Origin of the sequence: Streptomyces hygroscopicus, from assembly GCF_026168105.1 — a bacterium.
Lineage (GTDB): Bacteria > Actinomycetota > Actinomycetes > Streptomycetales > Streptomycetaceae > Streptomyces > Streptomyces hygroscopicus_D.
Genome location: NZ_LBMW01000004.1, coordinates 84,171 through 100,585, shown reverse-complemented (window position 1 = coordinate 100,585; position 16,415 = coordinate 84,171). Strand labels below are relative to the sequence as shown.

Below are 16,415 nucleotides of genomic sequence, written 5' to 3'. Positions count from 1 at the left end.
TCAGCTTCTTTCGCGTATCCGGACCGCCTCGGGAGGGGCCGGGAGACAGACGATCAGGAGACGGGGAGATGGCGCTGTACGTAGCGATGTCGGGACGGGAAATGCAGGATGCAAGGAAGGAGCATCGGTGGCGGCGGTCACCGGTTGCAGGCGCCGGCCGCATCCGCCGCTATGGTGGACCCAACCGGACAGCTGTCCGCTACTGGCTTTCAACGTAACGGACAGCTGTCCGCTTAGCAAGGTCGGGTTCGCGCCATGAGCCCGCGAGGAGGAGACGTGCAGGCGAAGAAGGATCCGCCTCAGCGCTCGGACGCGCAACGCAACCGCGAGCGCATCCTGGAAGTGGCGCTGGTCGAGCTGACCCGCTCCGCGGACGCTCCGCTGAGCGTGATCGCCAAGAAGGCGGGCGTCGGGCAGGGCACGTTCTACCGCAACTTCCCCAATCGCGAGGCCCTCGTCCTCGAGATCTACCGCCATGAGATGCAGCAGGTCGCCGACAGCGCGGTCCAGCTGCTCGAGAGCCGGGAACCCGACCGGGCCCTGCGCGAGTGGATGGACCGCCTGGCCCAGTTCGCCATGGCCAAGGCCGGCCTGGCGGACGCCATCCGCCAGGCGAGCAGCACACCGGGAGGCCCGGCGAAACCGGGACACACCCCCGTGACCGCCGCGGCCGAACTCCTGCTCCGCGCCAACGAGGAGGCCCGTACCATCCGGCCGGGACTGTCCGCCGAGGACTTCTTCCTGGCCATCGCCGGTCTCTGGCAGATCGACCCCCACGGGGACTGGCAGCCGCGCGCGGCCAGGCTCCTGGACCTCGTCATGGACGGACTGCGCGCAGGCGCTTCCGGAGGGTGAGCGTACCCCCAGGGGCGCCCACGTACCCCAGGGGCGTCCGACCGTCCGCGAAGCCTTGAAGAGCCGGTTCGCCGACGGTCAGTCAGTGCCTCCGGGCGAGACCGGGATCAGCTGTACTCCGGCCCCGCAGTTCGTCACTTGGTTGGCAGCAGCGGAACACTCGCGGGTGTGATCGCCCCGGGGTGGGCGACCACCACTGCGGCGACCCGGCTTGCGGTCCGGAGGGCCTCGGTGGGGCCCTGCCTGTGATTCTGGCAGCGAGGTAGCCGCCGGCGAAGGCGTCGCCGGCGGCTGTCGTGTCGAGGACGCGGGCCGGAACGACGGCGGGTGTGTGATGGAGCTGGGTGCCGACGAGCAGGTGGGCGCCGTCCGCCCCCGTCTTCACGATGACTTCGCAGGGTCCGAGAGCGGCCAGCCGTTGTGCGGCGGCCTCCGGCGTCAGGCTGTCGTGCAGGGCGGTTTCGTCGTCCCAGGAGGCGAGGACGATGTCAGCGAGCCCGGCGAACCGGTCCATCACGTCCGCCGCCTCCTGGGGCGAGTGCCAACCGGAGGGGCGGTAGTCGGTGTCGAAACTGACCAGCGTGCCCTCCGGGCGCAGGTTCCGCAGTCGGGTCGACAGCGCTCGGCGGGCGGACGCGGAGGCGATCTGCAACGTGATGCCGGACAGATGGATCAGGTCGCCGGTGATGTGCTCGGCCCGTCGGTGCCGGCAAAGAGCTTTCGGGCCGCGGAGTCGGAACGCTGTGCCGCGCCAAGGACCTCGGTGGGGGTGGTTCCGCCTTCGATCAACGGAGTGCCGGTAACGCTCAGTTCGGCACGGACGTCCGGTACGAGGCAGGGGCTGACGCAGAACCGCGCGCCCGCTGCCACGGCCTGCCGGGCGAGTCGCGGTGTGGTGACGGGACCCGCGCCGAAGCAGATGTCCGGGCGGGTCTCCGCCGTGGTGCGCAAGACGTGGTCCCAGCCGTCGATCGTGGTGGTGATCTCGATGACGTCGAGACACGCGGTGGCGAGCCGGTCGACGAGGCCGAGGGCCGCGTCCGCGTTCCGTACACGGACGACGGGCACGATCCGGGCTACAGGACCTGCACGCGGCCTTGGAGGGCAAGGTGTTGCTCGACTGCCCCAGCCCGGTCGGACCGGGCTTCCGGCTGCTGACGGAGGGAGGCCCTTCAGCCGCGCAGCAACTGGCCGCAGCGGCACAGGGAGCCCGTACAAATTCCTCGATCATCGGCCGACCGCCAGAGCTGCTCCTCGGAAGGCAGTCACGCCAGGAAGCTCAGCCGCACCTGACGGTCGGGATTGTCCCTGTTCGTATCCACCAGGCACACGGACTGCCATGTCCCGAGCCCCAGTCGGCCGCTGACGACCGGCAGGGTCGCATGGGGCGGGACGAGGGCCGGGAGGACATGGTCACGGCCGTGGCCGGGACTGCCGTGGCGGTGCTGCCACCGGTCGTCGGCGGGGAGCAGTGTATGGAGCACGGCAAGGAGGTCGTCATCGCTTCCGGAGCCCGTTTCGATGACCGCCACTCCGGCGGTGGCGTGCGGGACAAAGACGTTCAGCAGGCCGTCACGGCCACGCGACGCTTCGCGGACGAAGGCCTCACACTCCTGGGTGATATCGACGACCGCTTCCGCGGAACCGGAGGCGATGTTCAAGACACGGGTGCTGAAGACATCGGACATGGCTCCATAGTCACCCATGCACCTGCCTTCACACCTGACCGGCTGTCCGTCCCGTAATACGCAGGATCCATTCCGCGAGGCGTCCGTTGACCGGGCATGGGCCATCTGGCTACTTTTCACCCGCATGTTGCGTTCAGCCCTGCTCACCATGCGCGGTCACATCGACCTGCTGCGGGTGGCCTCCGCCGCGTGTCGCCGCGGCCGCTGACGCCTTCTCCGTGCTTAAAGGCGCAGCGCTTGGTGTGCGAGCTATGGCAACGCCTGGGCTGCGCGGTGCTGTTGGTCAAGGATGACATCGAGGAGGCAGTGCTGCTCGCCGATCCTGTGCGGGTGATCGACGACGGCAGGGGCTACGCGCACACCGCGGCATGGGCCACGGTGTGGGCGGGCGGGGACGGCCGTGCTCTCGTGGACCGGCACGCCCACGCGCCCGAGGGACTCGGCATCGCCCGGGACCGCACGGTACGCCCTCCGGGCCTTGAGCAGCTGTTTCGGTCCGCCGAGGCCGCCGAGGCCGCCGAGGCCGCCGAGCAATCGTTCAGGGAAGATCCTCGACCCCCGTACGGTTGGTAGAAGCGTGAACAATATCGGGGTGCACCAGGTCGACGTCGTCGTCATAGGCGCTGGTCAGGCCGGACTGTCCAACGCCTATCACCTGCGGCGCACGGGTTTCGAGCCGGACCGCGACTTCGTGGTCCTCGATCACTCCCCCGGCCCGGGCGGTGCCTGGCAGTTCCGCTGGCCCTCGTTGACGTACGGCAAGGTCCACGGGATGCACGCGCTCCCGGACATGGAGCTGACGGACGCGGATCCCGCGCGCCCGTCGTCCGAGGTCATCGCCGAGTACTTCGACCTCTACGAGCGCACCTTCGCCCTACGTGTACGGCGGCCTGTCGACGTCCGGGCCGTGCGCGAAGGAACGGACCGGCGGCTGCTCGTCGAGACGTCGGCCGGGACCTGGTCGACGCGGGCGCTGATCAACGCCACGGGCACCTGGGACCGCCCCTTCTGGCCGCGCTACCCCGGCGGGGAAACCTTTCGGGGACGGCAACTGCACACGGCGCAGTACCCGGGCCCCGAGGAGTTCGCCGGGCAGCGGGTGGTCGTCGTCGGTGGCGGGGCGTCCGGCACCCAGCATCTGATGGAGATCGCGCCGTACGCCGCCGCAACCACGTGGGTGACCCGGCGTCCGCCGGTGTTCCGTGAGGGCCCGTTCACCGAGGAGGTGGGGCGGGCGGCCGTGGCGCTCGTGGAGGAGCGGGTGCGCCAGGGTCTGCCGCCGAGGAGCGTGGTCTCGGTGACCGGGCTGCCGCTCAACGACGCGGTGCGGAAGGCCATTGCGGACGGCGTCCTGGACCGCAGGCCGATGTTCGACCGGATCATGCCGGACGGCGTGGAATGGGACGACGGGCCGCACGTGGACGCCGATGTGATCCTGTGGGCGACCGGCTTCCGGGCTGCGATCGGCCATCTCGCCCCCCTTCGGCTGCGCGAAGTGGGTGGCGGCATCCGGATCGACGGCACGCGGGTGGTCTCCGACCCCCGGATCCACCTGGCCGGCTACGGCCCGTCGGCCAGCACGATCGGCGCCAGCCGGGCGGGCCGCGCAGCCGTGCGCGACATCGGACGACTGCTCTCGGGAGAGTCCGCCGCCGCATGAGGTCCGAGGACCCGGGCCACAGTCGCATGAGGTCCGGGGCACTCACATCCGCACAGGAGGTCCAGGAGTACCGGTCGCCGCCAAGGCCCGTCCGGGCCCGTACGCCGACTCCTAGCGTTGCGCCCTGCCGGCACGCAGCCGGTTGAACTCCTCGACGTTCCGACGGTGTTCCTCGTAGCCCGCCGCGAACCGTGTGTCGCCCGGTTTGACCGTCACGAAGTACAGCCAATTTCCCGGCGTCGGGTTGAGCGCGGCGCGCATCGCCTCCTCGCCCGGGTTGGCGATCGGCGTCGGAGGCAGACCCATGCGCCGGTACGAGTTGTAGGGGCTGTCGATCTTCGTGTCGGCCGTGGTGGTGTCCAGCGTGGAACGGCTCATCGCGTAGTTGACGGTCGAGTCCATCTGCAGCGGCATGCCCCGCTGCAGACGGTTGAAGATGACCCGGGCAACCTTGCCCATGTCGGCCCTGGTCGCCGCCTCGGCCTGCACGATGCTCGCGACGGTGACGGCCTGGTAGACATTCATCGCGTGGCGCTGGGCGCCCGCCGTGATCGTGCCGCCGCCGAATCTCTTGTTCGCCGTGTCGACCATGTACTGCAGCAGGGACTCGGGAGTCGTTTCCCCGCGGAGCGGATACGTGGCCGGGAAGAGGTAGCCCTCCGGATTGCCCTGCGCGTCGTTCGGCAGCTTGAGGTGAACCTTCGCCAGCGCCTTCCTGGTGGCACCCGGCGGCAGCCGGAGGGCCTTGTCGACGGCCCCGTAGACCTGGCCGGCGCGCCATCCCTCCGGGATGACGAGCGAGGCGGTCCGGGACTGGTCGTCGCCGAGCGGGGTCAGCAGCGGCACCGCCAGAGCGGCGGCCGCCGCGACGGCACCGGTCACGACGAGCGCGACCCGGCCGCGATGCGTCAGTCGGACCGGCTTCAGTGGCGGAGTGTGCGTCTGCATGCGGGCACCGTAACCCGCCGAAAGCCATAAACCTGGCATATCGTCATCTTGTCGGCTCCAGTTGGGCGTCTCTGCGAACGAGGGCCGCGTATCGGCCGTCCAGCTCCAACAGTTCCTCGTGCGTGCCCCTTTCGACCGTGCGTCCGGAGTCGAGGACGACGATCTGATCGGCGTTCCGAACCGTGGACAGCCGATGGGCGATGGTGAGCGTCGTGCGATTGGCGGACAGCGCGTCGATGGATTCCTGGACCGCCCGCTCCGTACGTGTGTCGAGGGCGCTGGTCGCCTCGTCGAGGATGAGGACCGGCGGGTCGCGCAGGATGGTACGCGCGATGGCGAGTCGCTGCTTCTCGCCGCCCGAGAAGCGGTGACCGCGCTCACCGACGACCGTGTCGTACCCGTCGGGCAGTGACGCGATGTGATCGTGGATCTGGGCGGCCCTTGCCGCCGCGTACAGCTCCTCGTCGGTGGCGTCCGGTTTGGCGAAGCGCAGATTGTCGGCGACCGAGGCATGGAAGAGGTACGTCTCCTGGGAGACGACGCCGACCGCTCGGGCGAGCGTGTCGAAGTCGAGGTCGCGTACGTCGACGCCGTCGAGCGTGACCCGCCCGCCCGTCACGTCGTACAGCCGGGGGACCAGATAGCTGAGCGTGGACTTCCCGGAGCCGGTGGGGCCGACCACGGCGAGACTGCCGCCCGCCGGAACGGTGATGTCGATGTCCTCGAGGATCGGACCGCTCTTGCCGTCGTAGTGGAACCCGACCCCCTCGAAACGGATCTCGCCCTTGACCTGGTCGAGGTGGACGGCGTCGTCGGGCTCGGTGATGTCGATGGGCAGGTCGAGGTACTCGAAGATGCGCTGGAAGAGCGCGAGCGAGGTCTGGATCTGGACACCGGTGGACAGCAGGCTCACGGTCGGCCGGAACAGGCCCTGCTGGAGCGAGACGAACGCGACGAGCGTGCCGATCGAGATGGACGGGCCGCCGAGTTGGAGCGCCACGCCCGCGGTCCAGTAGACGACGGCCGGCATGGCGGCCATGACGATGGTGATGACGGCCATGCGCCAGCGGCCCGCCATGTTGGACTTGACCTCGAGGTCGACGAGGCTCTCGGACTCGCTCTCGAAGGACCGGGTGAGCGAGTCGGCCCGGCCCATGGTGCGGCCCAGCAGGATGCCGCTCACGGAGAGCGACTCGGTGACCGTGGCGGCCATCGCGGCCATCTGCTTCTGGCGCTGGGTGGCTATCTTCTTGCGCTCGTTTCCGACACGGCGGCTGATCCAGACGAACAGGGGCAGCAGAAGCAGCGAGACGACGGTGAGCCGCCAGTCGAGGGCCACCATGGCCACGATGGTGGCGACCACGCTGGTGAGGTTGGAGACCAGCGAGGTCGCGGTCGAGGTGACTGTCGCCTGCATGCCGCCGATGTCGTTGGCGATGCGGGACTGGACCTCACCGGTGCGGGTGCGGGTGAAGAAGGCGAGCGACATGCGCTGCAGCCGGCCGTAGACGGCGGTGCGCAGGTCGTGCATGACGCGCTGGCCGACCGTCGTGGAGATCAGGGTCTGCAGCACGCCGAAGACGCTGGTGACCACGGCGCTCAGGATCATGCCGAGCGCAAGCAGGCTCAGCAGACCGGTGCGCCCCTGGGGAATCGCGACGTCCAGCGTCTCCTTGAGCAGGAACGGCGTGGCGACGGAGACCAGAGACGCGGCGCCGACCAGCAGGCCGACGATTGCGAGCCGGCCGCCGTACGGCTTGAAGAGCTTGAGGATGCGGCGCACCTGCCGCGGCTGTTCCGGCGAGTCGCCGGGGGACGGGGTCCAGGTGGGTTGGTCGGGGTGCATGGGCTCCTACGGAGGTGAGGCAGCGGCACACGGGATCGGGACGCTGCGGGCGGGACGGCGGCGATGCAGGACGGGAACGGGTCACGGATCCACGTCATGATGGGCCGCCGCACGGGTGCGGATGATCCGCCATCGGATCCTAGCTCATTGTTACCTATACTCACAATGAACCGCATCCTGATATTGTTCCCGCATGACCACCCCCGATCCCGACAGCCTGCTCGCCGAGCAGCTGCTGCGGCTCACGCGCCGGGTGCACCGCATCCAGAAGCGCCATCTGGAGCGGCGCGAGCTGGGCATAACGCCGGCCCAGTCCCGGCTGCTGCGGACCCTCGCGCACTTCGGCTCACCGCCCCGGATGGCGGATCTGGCCGAGCGGCTGGAGGTGGTGCCGCGGGCGGTGACCACTCTGGTCGACGGCCTGGAGACGAGCGGGAGAGTACGGCGGGTGCCCGATCCGACGAACCGCCGCGTGATCCGTATCGAGATCACGGACCAGGGCCGCGAGACGCTGCGCGAACTGCGCGGCGCCCGCAGATCGGCGGCGGAGGAGATCCTGGCCCCCCTGACGGAGGTGCAGCGCGAGGCCCTCGGGGATCTGCTCAACACGTTGATCGACGGCGGCGACCTCCCCGCCGCATCCGGGCCGAAGGAACAGTGCTGACGACGGCTCGGCGCCGACACGAGGAGGCCTTCCGGCCCCGGAACCGGATCGGGGCGCACCCGGACCGGAACGCACAGCGAGTCCGTATGCGAGCCCGGCAGCAGTGCGACGACCCGGCGGGGATCACCCGCGGGAAGTAGCGGTCGCGGACAGCGCGAGGCGAGCCGAACCGGGTACGCCCGTCATCCCCTGGTCAGCGGCCGCTGCGGTCCTCGGTGAGCACTCCCTGGACCGTGGTCAGCCGCCGGTCGTAGCAGCCGTCCGAGCCGTACAGCCGGTACCGCTCGCTCGTCGTTCCGACTGCGTGTCGCTGGTCGCGCGGCGCGTTGGCCGTGTAGGCGGCGTCGCCGGTGTAGGTGTCGTCGAGTCGTGACCAGGCGGTGCGCCGGCCGTCACGCGTCTCGATGACGGCGGCCCGGTCGCCGAGCGCCAGAACGGTTCGCAGCCGGTTGTCCGCCCCGAGCGTCGTGGTACCGGCCATCGTGTAGGTGCGGTGGGTGCGGCTGGTACGGACCGGGCCGAGCCCGTCGACGGTGACCGACTCGTCGTCCGTCCAGGTGGCCTCGAGCCCGTCCGTGTTCTCTCCGTCGGTCCAACGGTGCAAGGAGCTGTTCGCCAGCGTCCGGCTCACGGTGGTCGTGACCCGGCCGTGCGAGGTGTCGACGTATCCGGTGACCGTCAGCCGGTGACCGCCCTCGGCGTTCAGCCGGTTCTGCGAACCCGGCGTGTAGACCGTGGAGTTGGCGAGGCTTCCGGCCCGGTGCGCGGTGAGCCTCCCGGTGACGCCCACGCTCTTCGCATCCTGCCAGACGAGTACGTTCACCGGCGTCGACCAGCCGGTCTGTCCCGCAGGTACACCTGCGACGGAGACCTCCACCCGGTGCGGTCGGCCGTCGTCGAGGATCCCGGCGAAGGGCGTCAGGTCGTATTCGATCGGCTTGACGTCGAAGGCGCGTGGTCCCGGGATCACGTACCAGAGGAACGGATTCGACCAGCCGCCCGTCCACACGGTGGGAAAGGGTGCCGCGATTCCGGCGAGTTGGCCGTCGACACTGATCTGCACCTCGCGGTAGGGACCGCCGGCCGCCTTGCAGGAGTACGGCACGGAGTCGGGCACGGTCAGGTACCAGTCCTCCTCGCAGCCGCCGCCCGATCCGGTGGCGTACACCTCGGCGACGAGGCGCTCGCTGTTGCGGGGGGTGGTCAGTGTGCCGTCATGAAGGGTGAGGACGCGGTCGGGGATACGGGTGGAACTGCCCGCGGGAGCGGGCGTACGTTCGGGCCCGCCCCTGTAGAACGTCAGGGTGACCTTGACGTCGATGACCCCGGTGTAGGTGCCGTCGACGACGTTGCCGATGAGCATCTCGACGTCACGGCTGTGACGGAACGTGTCGCTGTATCGGGTGACGTCCTTCTCGACGGACCATTCGATCCCGTCCGGCGACGGCTCCGGGGTGGACGTGCGCAGGATCTCCACCCCGCCGACGTGCAGATAGCCGAGCCGGTCGAACTGCCGCCCCCTGACCTTCCCCTCGAGGCGCAGCACGACCTTGCTCCAGCGGTCGCCACAGCCGTTCGGCGGGCTGTACGTACCACGGTAGGGGGTGAAATCGCGGAACTGCGCCTCGGCGAGGGTGACCTGACAGGACGGTGAGTCCGGCCGCGTGACCGGTGGGGCGGCGGTCAGCGGATCGTGCCAGTCGGAGCCGAACTCGGCGGGTGGAGTGACGGTGACGGGGGACGCACCCGCGGGAGCCTTTGCCGACGCAGGAGCCATTGCCGACGCGGAGATCTCGGCCGACGCGGGACCCGCGCCGAGGAGGGCGCTGAGCGCGAGCGCCGTTCCGATGAGCATGGACATGATGATCCGGCTTCTCATGTCCCGTGTTTCTACGGGGAGTCGGCCCGGGCCGCAATGAGCACTCCCGGGCAGCCGAGCAGGGTGAGCCATGATCCAGCCGGGGTGTTTACTCCTTCAGGCTCTCCCTGTCCCCCATCACCACCATGGGGTGCCGGTTCGGGTCGAGCGTGCGCAGCAGGTGTGCCATGCCGGACTCCGGCAGAGTGATGCACGCCGAGGTGCCGTCGCCGTGGTCCAGGTGCATCCAGATGCCGCCGCCCTTCTCGTCACCGTCGGGGCGGGTCGGATCGTCCGGCGGGGTGCCCGGAAGCCGGTTGTAGTCGATGGCGATGACGTAGTCGAAGTCTCTCCAGTGCGACATCCCCCAGTCCTCCGGCGCCTCATAGGACTCGTTCTGGTCATAGGGCAGCCGGGCACCTGGATCCTCGAGGACTCCGCCCGCGGCGCTGAGCGTGAACACACCGACGGGGCTGCGCAGGTCGCCCTCCCAGTGGTCCACGGTCCAGCCGCTCCTGCCGTTGTGCCCGCGCCAGCGCCCGGCCTCGTTCCAGGTCGAGCCCTGCTTCGTGTAGAGCACGATCGTGGAGTCCGGTGAGTCCTTGTCGTCGCCGTAGACCGTCACGACCTGGCTCGAGTCGGCGGGAATCCGCGAATACATCCGGTCACCGATGCCCGGGATGCGCCACGGCTCGATCGTGGAAGCGGACCCTTCCCCGGTTTTGACGTTCGGTTCGGCCCTGGGGGCGGATGCCTCCCCGGTCGGGCCGCCCGCACCTGCGGGGGCAGGCACTCTCCCGGCGGCCAAGCTGCCGCCCGCACCGCCGGTCTTCGTCCGGTGGTGCCCGTCTCCTTCCGAACCGCCGCACGCCGACAGCGACATCAGAAGCAGGCCGCAGGCCGCCACCACGGCTCGCGAGCCCATCACGCCATGCACACCACCTGTTCGCATAAGTCATATCGTCACATCATCCTCAAGGTGATTGCTTGTCAATTGCGTCCATATGCGCGCTTTCGACAGCGCGTCATTGGACCGGGCCGGATCTCACCGCCGGGGCAGGAAAATCGTTTGCCTGCGAGCACCCTCCGAGGCGAACCTTTCACCGCTTGTTACGGGCATCAGCGGATGCGCGGCGCGCCGGCTCGGCTCTCCCGCGCCCGCGGTCCGGTCCATCCCTGACCCGAGCCACTGGGACGTCATGCATATTCAAGACCTTCCGTATCCCGACCCGGGTGTGCCGGACGCGCGCTCGGGTCCCCGGTTGTTGTGGTGGCTCGGCCGTGAGCAGTTGGGCGGGCAGGTCAAGTCCCTGGCCTGGGGGCTGCTGCACTTCCTGTCCGTCTGCGGGCTGCCGTTCTGCGTCGGCCTCGCCGTCGAGGCGGTCGTCCAACGGTCTGGCGAACGCCTCGCCCTGACGGGCGGACTGCTCCTGCTGTGCGGGGCGGGCATCGCACTGGGCGACACCATGCTGCACCGCACGGCAGTCACCAACTGGATCACCGCGGCCGCCCGGGTCCAGCAGCTGCTGGCCCGCAGGACGGCTCTGCTCGGCTCCGCCCTGACCCGGCGGGTGGCGGCCGGCGAGGTCGTCGCGGTCTCCACCGGCGACGTCGAGAAGATCGGCTGGTTCGTCGAGGCCGTCTCCCGCTTCAGCGCCGCCGCACTCACCGTGGTGGCGGTCTGCGTCGGACTCGTCGTGTACCAGCCCGCGCTCGGCATCATCGTGGCCGTGGGCGTACCGGTGCTGGCGCTCGCCGTGCTGCCGCTGCTGCCGCGCGCGACCCAGCGCGCCGACACGCAGCGCGAGAAGGCGGGCCGCGCGACCGAACTGGCCTCGGACACCGTCGCGGGGCTCAGGGTCCTCCGCGGCATCGGTGGCGAGGAGCTGTTCCTGGACCGCTATCGCCAGGCTTCGCAGGAGGTCCGCACCGCGGCCGTACGCAGCGCCCGGATGTGGTCGCTGATCTCGGCGGTCCAGGTACTGCTGCCGGGGCTGCTGATGATCGCGGTCGTCCTGCGCGGTGTGCAGCTGGCCCACGAGGGGCGGATCGGGGTCGGCGACCTGGTCACCGTGTACAGCGCAGTCATGCTGCTCACCTATCCGCTCCAGCACTTCGAGGAGATCGCCATGGCGTACTCCTTCTCGCGGCCGTCCGCCCGGCGTGCGGCCCGGGTGCTGTCGCTGGAGCGCGCCATGGACTCCGCCGGTTCCCTCGCGGGCAGTGTGCCGACCGGTGACCTGTATGACCCCCGGACCGGGCTGCTTGCGCCCGAGGGGCTGCTCACCGCCGTGGTCTGCGGCGATCCGGACGCGGCGGGCGTGCTGGCAGAGCGACTGGGCGGGCACCCTGCCGAGGAAGGCACCTCGGTGCTCCTGGGCGGTGTCGCGCTGGACGAGTTGCCGCTCGACTCCGCCCGTACCTCCGTCCTCGTCCAGGACAAGGACCCGGTGCTGCTGTCCGGCTCGCTGCGGGAGCTGCTCGATGTGCCCGCTTCGGGCGAGGTCAGGGCCGCGGACGCGCTCGCCGCCGCCCAGTGCGCCGACGTCCTGGAGGCGCTGCTGCAGGGGTCACCGACCGCCGAGGACCCCATGGACGCGCGGGTCAGCGAACGCGGCCGGTCCCTGTCCGGCGGCCAGCGCCAGCGGCTCGCCCTCGCGCGGTCGCTGCTCACGGACCCGCAGGTGCTGGTCCTGGACGAGCCGACGTCCGCGGTCGATTCGCACACGGAGGCACGGATCGCCGAGGGGATCCGCTCGCTGCGGGCGGGCCGCACCACGGTCCTGTTCACCTCGTCGCCGTTGCTCCTGGACCGCGCCGACCGGGTCGTTCTGGTGCACGAAGGCCAGGTCGCCGCGGTCGGCCTGCACAGTGAGCTGATGCACGGTGAGCCTCGGTACCGCGCGGTCGTGACCCGTGAGACCGACGACGAGGCCGCCGTACGCGGCGACGTACTGGCCGGACTGGATGAAATGCAAGAACTGGAAGAGATCGAGGAGAGCGCATGATCGGCGTGACGCCACCGCCGTACGACCCGGCGGCCCCGACCACGGCGGACACCCTGCCCGTCGGCGCCCTCACGACCGTCCGCGCCTACGTGGCCGAACTCTTCCGCCGGCACCGGCGGGCCTTCCTGCTGCTCATCGGCGTGAACACGATCTCCGTGGTCGCCTCGATGGCGGGACCCTATCTGCTCGGGGGGCTCGTGGAGCGCGTGTCGAACGGTGCGCGGGAGCTCCATCTGGAGCGCACCGCCGCACTGTTCGCCCTGGCCCTCGTGATCCAGGCCGTGTTCGTACGGCTGGTCCGGCTGCACGGTGCCGTGCTCGGCGAGCGGATGCTCGCGGATCTGCGGGAGGACTTCCTCGTACGGTCGGTGGGGCTGCCGCCGGGCGTCCTGGAACGGGCCGGGACCGGTGATCTGCTGTCCCGGATCACCACCGACATCGACCGGCTGGCCAATGCCATGCGCGAGGCCGTGCCGCAGTTGGCCATCGGCCTGGTGTGGGCGGTGCTGCTGGTCGGAGGCCTGGCCGTGACGGCTCCGACGCTCGCTCCGGCGGTACTGGTGGCGGTGCCGCTGCTGGTGATCGGCTGCCGCTGGTACTTCAAGCGCGCGCCCTCGGCCTACCGTTCGGAGGCCGCCGGGTACGCCGCTGTGGCCGCCGTCCTCGCCGAGACCGTGGACGCGGGACGCACCATCGAGGCCCACCGCCTCGGCCACCGGCGCATCGGCCTCTCGGACCGGCGGATCAAGGAGTGGACGGCGTGGGAGCGCTACACGCTGTGGCTGCGGTCGGTGCTCTTCCCGATCATCAGCATCACGCACGTCACGGTCCTGTCCTCGGTCCTGATGATCGGCGGGGTGTTCGTCCTGCACGGCTGGATCGGCGTGGGTCAGCTGACGACGGGCGCCCTCATCGCGCAGATGCTCGTCGACCCGGTGGGCCTGATCCTGCGCTGGTACGACGAGCTGCAGGTCGCCCAGGTGTCACTGGCCCGGCTGGTCGGGGTCCGCGACATCGAGCCGGCCACGGGTGACGACTCGCTGACCCCGGACGGGCGCGCCGTCGAAGCCGACGCGGTGCGCTTCGGCTACCGGGCGGGAGTCGACGTACTGCACCAGGTGTCCCTGCAGGTGGCGCCCGGCACCCGGCTCGCCCTGGTCGGCCCCTCCGGCGCCGGCAAATCCACGCTGGGCCGACTGCTCGCCGGGATCTACGCTCCCCGGGACGGCCGGATCACCCTCGGCGGCGCGGAGCTGTCCCGGATGCCCGCCGAGCGGGTGCGCTCGCATGTGGCTCTGGTCAACCAGGAGCACCACGTCTTCGTGGGCTCCCTGCGTGACAACCTGCTGCTGGCCCTCCCCCACTCCCGGCTCCGCTCGAGCGGGGGTACTGCCATGGACGCCGTCGACGCAGAGCTGTGGGCGGCGCTCGGCGCGGTGGACGCGGACGGCTGGGCGCGCGCCCTGGACGACGGGCTGGACACCGAGGTGGGCTCGGGCGGTCTGGCGCTCACCCCGGCGCAGGCTCAGCAGATCGCACTGGCCCGGCTGGTCCTCGCCGACCCGCACACGCTGGTCCTGGACGAGGCGACCTCGCTCCTGGACCCCCGCGCCGCCCGTCATCTGGAGCGCTCCCTGGCCCGTGTCCTGGACGGCCGCACGGTGGTCGCCATCGCCCACCGGCTGCACACCGCCCACGACGCCGACGTCATCGCCGTCGTCGAGGAAGGCCGGATCAGTGAGCTGGGCAGCCACGACGAGCTGGTCGCCGCCGACGGGGCCTACGCGGCGCTGTGGCGGTCCTGGCACGGGTGAGCGCGGCAGCACGCCAGGGCGGCGGTCCGGGAACCCTGATCGGCCGCCCGTCCCGGAGCGCCGCCGACGCACGATGTCCCCATGTCCCCCCTGCCGTTGCGCGGTGCCGAGGGGGGGTGGAAGGCTGGAGGTGTCACCGGTGCGGGGGGACGTGCCGGACCCATCCGGTTGGGGAGGGGCACGGCCCGCGCCGAGCGGTCCCCAGGTGCGCCGTCGCGCACGGCGGCACCCGGTTCCGTCGCATCACCTGGAGGTAACCCGTGGACAGCACCGACGGATGGGGAGACGACGTCTACCAGCCCGACGGATCCGAGGTGCAGGACGACGCGGGACTGCTCGACGCCGAGGACACCCTGCTCGCCGACGGAGTCAGCGACCCGCTGGACCGGGGCTGGTCACCACCGGAGCGGCCGTGGGCGGTGGAGCATGTGGGCGTGACCGCGGCCGAGGGACACCGCGGCGAAACCCTGGACGAGCGCCTCGCCGAGGAACTCCCGGACATCACGGTCCCGGACGGAGACGACATCGGGGACAGCCCCGACAGCGACGGCGAACCTCTGGACAACGAGGTGGGCGACGTCCGCTCCGGCCGTCTCGTCGCCCCCGACGAGGGAGCGCACGAGGACGAGGAGACCGGGCTGATCGCCACCGACGTCGGCATCGACGGCGCGGCGGCCTCCGCCGAGGAGGCGGCCGTGCACATCGTCGACGAGGACACCTTGTCCGGCTGACGCCGACCCCTGCGATGCAAGGAGCACCATGCAGCAGGACAAATACTCCGGCTACCGCCCCGTCGTCTTCCGCGACCGCGCCGCCGGATACGCCTTCCTCACCCGGTCCACGGCGACCAGCGATCAGACCATCGAATGGGACAACGGCGAGACCTACCCCGTCGTGGATGTCGAGATCTCCTCCGAGAGCCACCCCTTCTACACGGGAAAGGCGCGGACGGTGGACTCGGAGGGGCGCATCGCCCGGTTCGAGCGACGCTACGGGGGTAGGGGCCAGGGGGCCGACGGGGGCGGCACGGCCTGAACCGGCAAGGGCCGGGGGGCAGCCTGCACCGGCGCAGAGCCAGTGGCCGGCGGTCGTGCCCGCGGCCCGTCCGGGCCCGGAGCTGAGAGCAGGAGCGATGCGGCCAGGAGGCGGACCGAGAGGCCGCCGGACCGGCACCGCCCTCAGATGACGTTGAGCGCGGCCGCGCAGCCCACCCCGCCGAGCAGCATGAACACCGGCATCAGCACCTTGAGCTCGACCCAACTGCCCGCCCGGAAGCGCATGACCTTCGGCGGGCCAACCGGGTACCAGCGCTTGCGGCCCAACGGTATCGGCCACAGGATCGGGCAGCCGGAGACCGTCAAGGCGTCCCCGATGTCGTGCACCAGGGCCCCCAGGAGGATCGGCAGCCCGAGCCACAGGTACTGCTGGCCCGGCGCCGTGAACAGCCAGTGCGAGCCATTTCCTGGTTTGTCGAGTATGCCCGCGAGGATCCACGCGCTTGTCGCGGCGAGCAGCCACACCAGCACATCGCTGCTCGAACCGCGCGCCGCCCGCCACAGCAGCCCTTCGATGGCCAGCACCATGTGTACGAAGAGGATGGCCAGCACCGTCCACCTGCCGCCCGTGATGGCCGCCGCGGAGGTGCCCGCCCCGATAAGGACGGCCCACAGCCAGGTGTGCGTCAGCGTGCGGTGCCCGCCCGAGCGCCGCGCGTCGCCCGGCTTCCTGGTCGCCTTGTAGACGGCGTACGACAGCTTGTCGACGATCTCGCACAGCCAGCGGGAGAGGGGCCCGAAGGCCCGCGAGATCGTGGCCGCCTTGTGGTCCAGGTCCGGGGCCAGGGCCGCACCCGCGCAGATCAGCGAGCCTACGAGGAGGACCGGCCAGGGCATGGGGTGACCCGCAGCAGCAGCGGCCGCTCCGACTCCCAGCCAGGCCGCGGCCCCCGACAGTGAGTGTGCTGGTCCCATCATGGCCGATTCCCGCCCCATTCCTCTTGTCCCGCTGTCCAGTTGTCCGCGTGCGCTGACATGCCGTCGGCGTCACAGCCTAGCGTTCGTGATCTTCGGGTCGG

15 protein-coding genes and 2 pseudogenes are annotated in these 16,415 nt (G+C 70.5%); 9 read left to right on the top strand and 8 right to left on the bottom strand.

What is annotated here, in order from left to right:
• Positions 1-255 precede the first annotated feature (255 nt).
• A complete protein-coding gene (locus AAW14_RS05795; RefSeq protein WP_265560557.1) occupies positions 256-855 on the top strand; it encodes a TetR/AcrR family transcriptional regulator in 600 nt (199 codons plus the stop codon).
• 82 nt (positions 856-937) lie between these two features.
• Here the strand turns inward: AAW14_RS05795 and AAW14_RS05790 are convergent, their stop codons facing one another.
• Together AAW14_RS05790 and AAW14_RS05785 are read right to left on the bottom strand one after the other, a co-directional pair.
• Positions 938-1,507, bottom strand: a complete 570-nt coding sequence (locus AAW14_RS05790) for a PfkB family carbohydrate kinase (RefSeq protein WP_265560555.1) — start codon at positions 1,505-1,507, stop codon at positions 938-940.
• 20 nt (positions 1,508-1,527) lie between these two features.
• Entirely contained in the window at positions 1,528-1,923 is a 396-nt protein-coding gene (locus tag AAW14_RS05785) for a bifunctional 4-hydroxy-2-oxoglutarate aldolase/2-dehydro-3-deoxy-phosphogluconate aldolase (protein ID WP_265560553.1), read from the bottom strand.
• A gap of 11 nt (positions 1,924-1,934) precedes the next feature.
• On the opposite strand from AAW14_RS05785, the pseudogene AAW14_RS05780 reads away from it, so the two are divergent.
• Positions 1,935-2,066 (top strand): annotated as a pseudogene (locus tag AAW14_RS05780) (NADP oxidoreductase); the annotation flags it as partial.
• A gap of 54 nt (positions 2,067-2,120) precedes the next feature.
• Here the strand turns inward: AAW14_RS05780 and AAW14_RS05775 are convergent.
• The gene (locus AAW14_RS05775; RefSeq protein WP_265560552.1) at positions 2,121-2,543 is read right to left on the bottom strand and encodes a secondary thiamine-phosphate synthase enzyme YjbQ; all 423 of its coding nucleotides are present in this window, start codon (positions 2,541-2,543) and stop codon (positions 2,121-2,123) included.
• A gap of 222 nt (positions 2,544-2,765) precedes the next feature.
• Between AAW14_RS05775 and AAW14_RS05770 the strand changes: the two are divergent.
• A pseudogene (locus AAW14_RS05770) lies at positions 2,766-2,888 on the top strand (sulfonate ABC transporter ATP-binding protein); the annotation flags it as partial.
• Positions 2,889-3,120: 232 nt separating this feature from the next.
• Positions 3,121-4,203, top strand: coding sequence for an NAD(P)-binding domain-containing protein (locus tag AAW14_RS05765; protein ID WP_265560550.1), 1,083 nt, complete (start codon positions 3,121-3,123; stop codon positions 4,201-4,203).
• Between the two features lie 111 nt (positions 4,204-4,314).
• Here AAW14_RS05765 and mltG read toward each other — a convergent pair whose 3' ends face one another.
• Both mltG and AAW14_RS05755 read right to left on the bottom strand, forming a co-directional pair.
• Positions 4,315-5,151 carry an endolytic transglycosylase MltG gene (gene mltG / locus AAW14_RS05760; RefSeq protein WP_265560548.1) on the bottom strand — a complete coding sequence of 279 codons (837 nt, stop codon included), beginning with the start codon at positions 5,149-5,151 and terminating at the stop codon, positions 4,315-4,317.
• 43 nt (positions 5,152-5,194) lie between these two features.
• The gene (locus AAW14_RS05755; protein ID WP_265560546.1) at positions 5,195-6,997 is read right to left on the bottom strand and encodes an ABC transporter ATP-binding protein; all 1,803 of its coding nucleotides are present in this window, start codon (positions 6,995-6,997) and stop codon (positions 5,195-5,197) included.
• Positions 6,998-7,190: 193 nt separating this feature from the next.
• On the opposite strand from AAW14_RS05755, the gene AAW14_RS05750 reads away from it, so the two are divergent.
• Positions 7,191-7,661 carry a MarR family winged helix-turn-helix transcriptional regulator gene (locus AAW14_RS05750; RefSeq protein ID WP_265560544.1) on the top strand — a complete coding sequence of 157 codons (471 nt, stop codon included), beginning with the start codon at positions 7,191-7,193 and terminating at the stop codon, positions 7,659-7,661.
• Between the two features lie 193 nt (positions 7,662-7,854).
• On the opposite strand, the gene AAW14_RS05745 is transcribed toward AAW14_RS05750, so the two are convergent.
• Positions 7,855-9,540 carry a peptide-N4-asparagine amidase gene (locus AAW14_RS05745; RefSeq protein ID WP_265560542.1) on the bottom strand — a complete coding sequence of 562 codons (1,686 nt, stop codon included), beginning with the start codon at positions 9,538-9,540 and terminating at the stop codon, positions 7,855-7,857.
• Between the two features lie 88 nt (positions 9,541-9,628).
• A complete protein-coding gene (locus AAW14_RS05740) occupies positions 9,629-10,444 on the bottom strand; it encodes a hypothetical protein (protein ID WP_265560539.1) in 816 nt (271 codons plus the stop codon).
• Positions 10,445-10,718: 274 nt separating this feature from the next.
• Between AAW14_RS05740 and AAW14_RS05735 the strand changes: the two genes are divergently transcribed.
• The 4 genes from AAW14_RS05735 (at position 10,719) to AAW14_RS05720 (ending at position 15,376) form a co-directional block, all read left to right on the top strand.
• Positions 10,719-12,527, top strand: coding sequence for an ABC transporter transmembrane domain-containing protein (locus AAW14_RS05735; RefSeq protein ID WP_265560537.1), 1,809 nt, complete (start codon positions 10,719-10,721; stop codon positions 12,525-12,527).
• Positions 12,524-14,341, top strand: a complete 1,818-nt coding sequence (locus tag AAW14_RS05730) for an ABC transporter ATP-binding protein (protein ID WP_265560535.1) — start codon at positions 12,524-12,526, stop codon at positions 14,339-14,341. The genes AAW14_RS05735 and AAW14_RS05730 overlap by 4 nt, the downstream gene beginning before the upstream one ends.
• Before the next feature lie 260 nt (positions 14,342-14,601).
• Positions 14,602-15,072 carry a DUF5709 domain-containing protein gene (locus tag AAW14_RS05725; protein WP_265560534.1) on the top strand — a complete coding sequence of 157 codons (471 nt, stop codon included), beginning with the start codon at positions 14,602-14,604 and terminating at the stop codon, positions 15,070-15,072.
• Between the two features lie 28 nt (positions 15,073-15,100).
• On the top strand, positions 15,101-15,376 hold the full coding sequence (locus AAW14_RS05720; RefSeq protein WP_265560531.1) for a type B 50S ribosomal protein L31: 276 nt from the start codon (positions 15,101-15,103) through the stop codon (positions 15,374-15,376).
• Positions 15,377-15,519: 143 nt separating this feature from the next.
• Here AAW14_RS05720 and AAW14_RS05715 read toward each other — a convergent pair whose 3' ends face one another.
• Complete coding sequence (locus AAW14_RS05715) at positions 15,520-16,314, bottom strand: metal-dependent hydrolase (RefSeq protein WP_265560529.1); 795 nt, start codon at positions 16,312-16,314, stop codon at positions 15,520-15,522.
• Positions 16,315-16,415 lie beyond the last annotated feature (101 nt).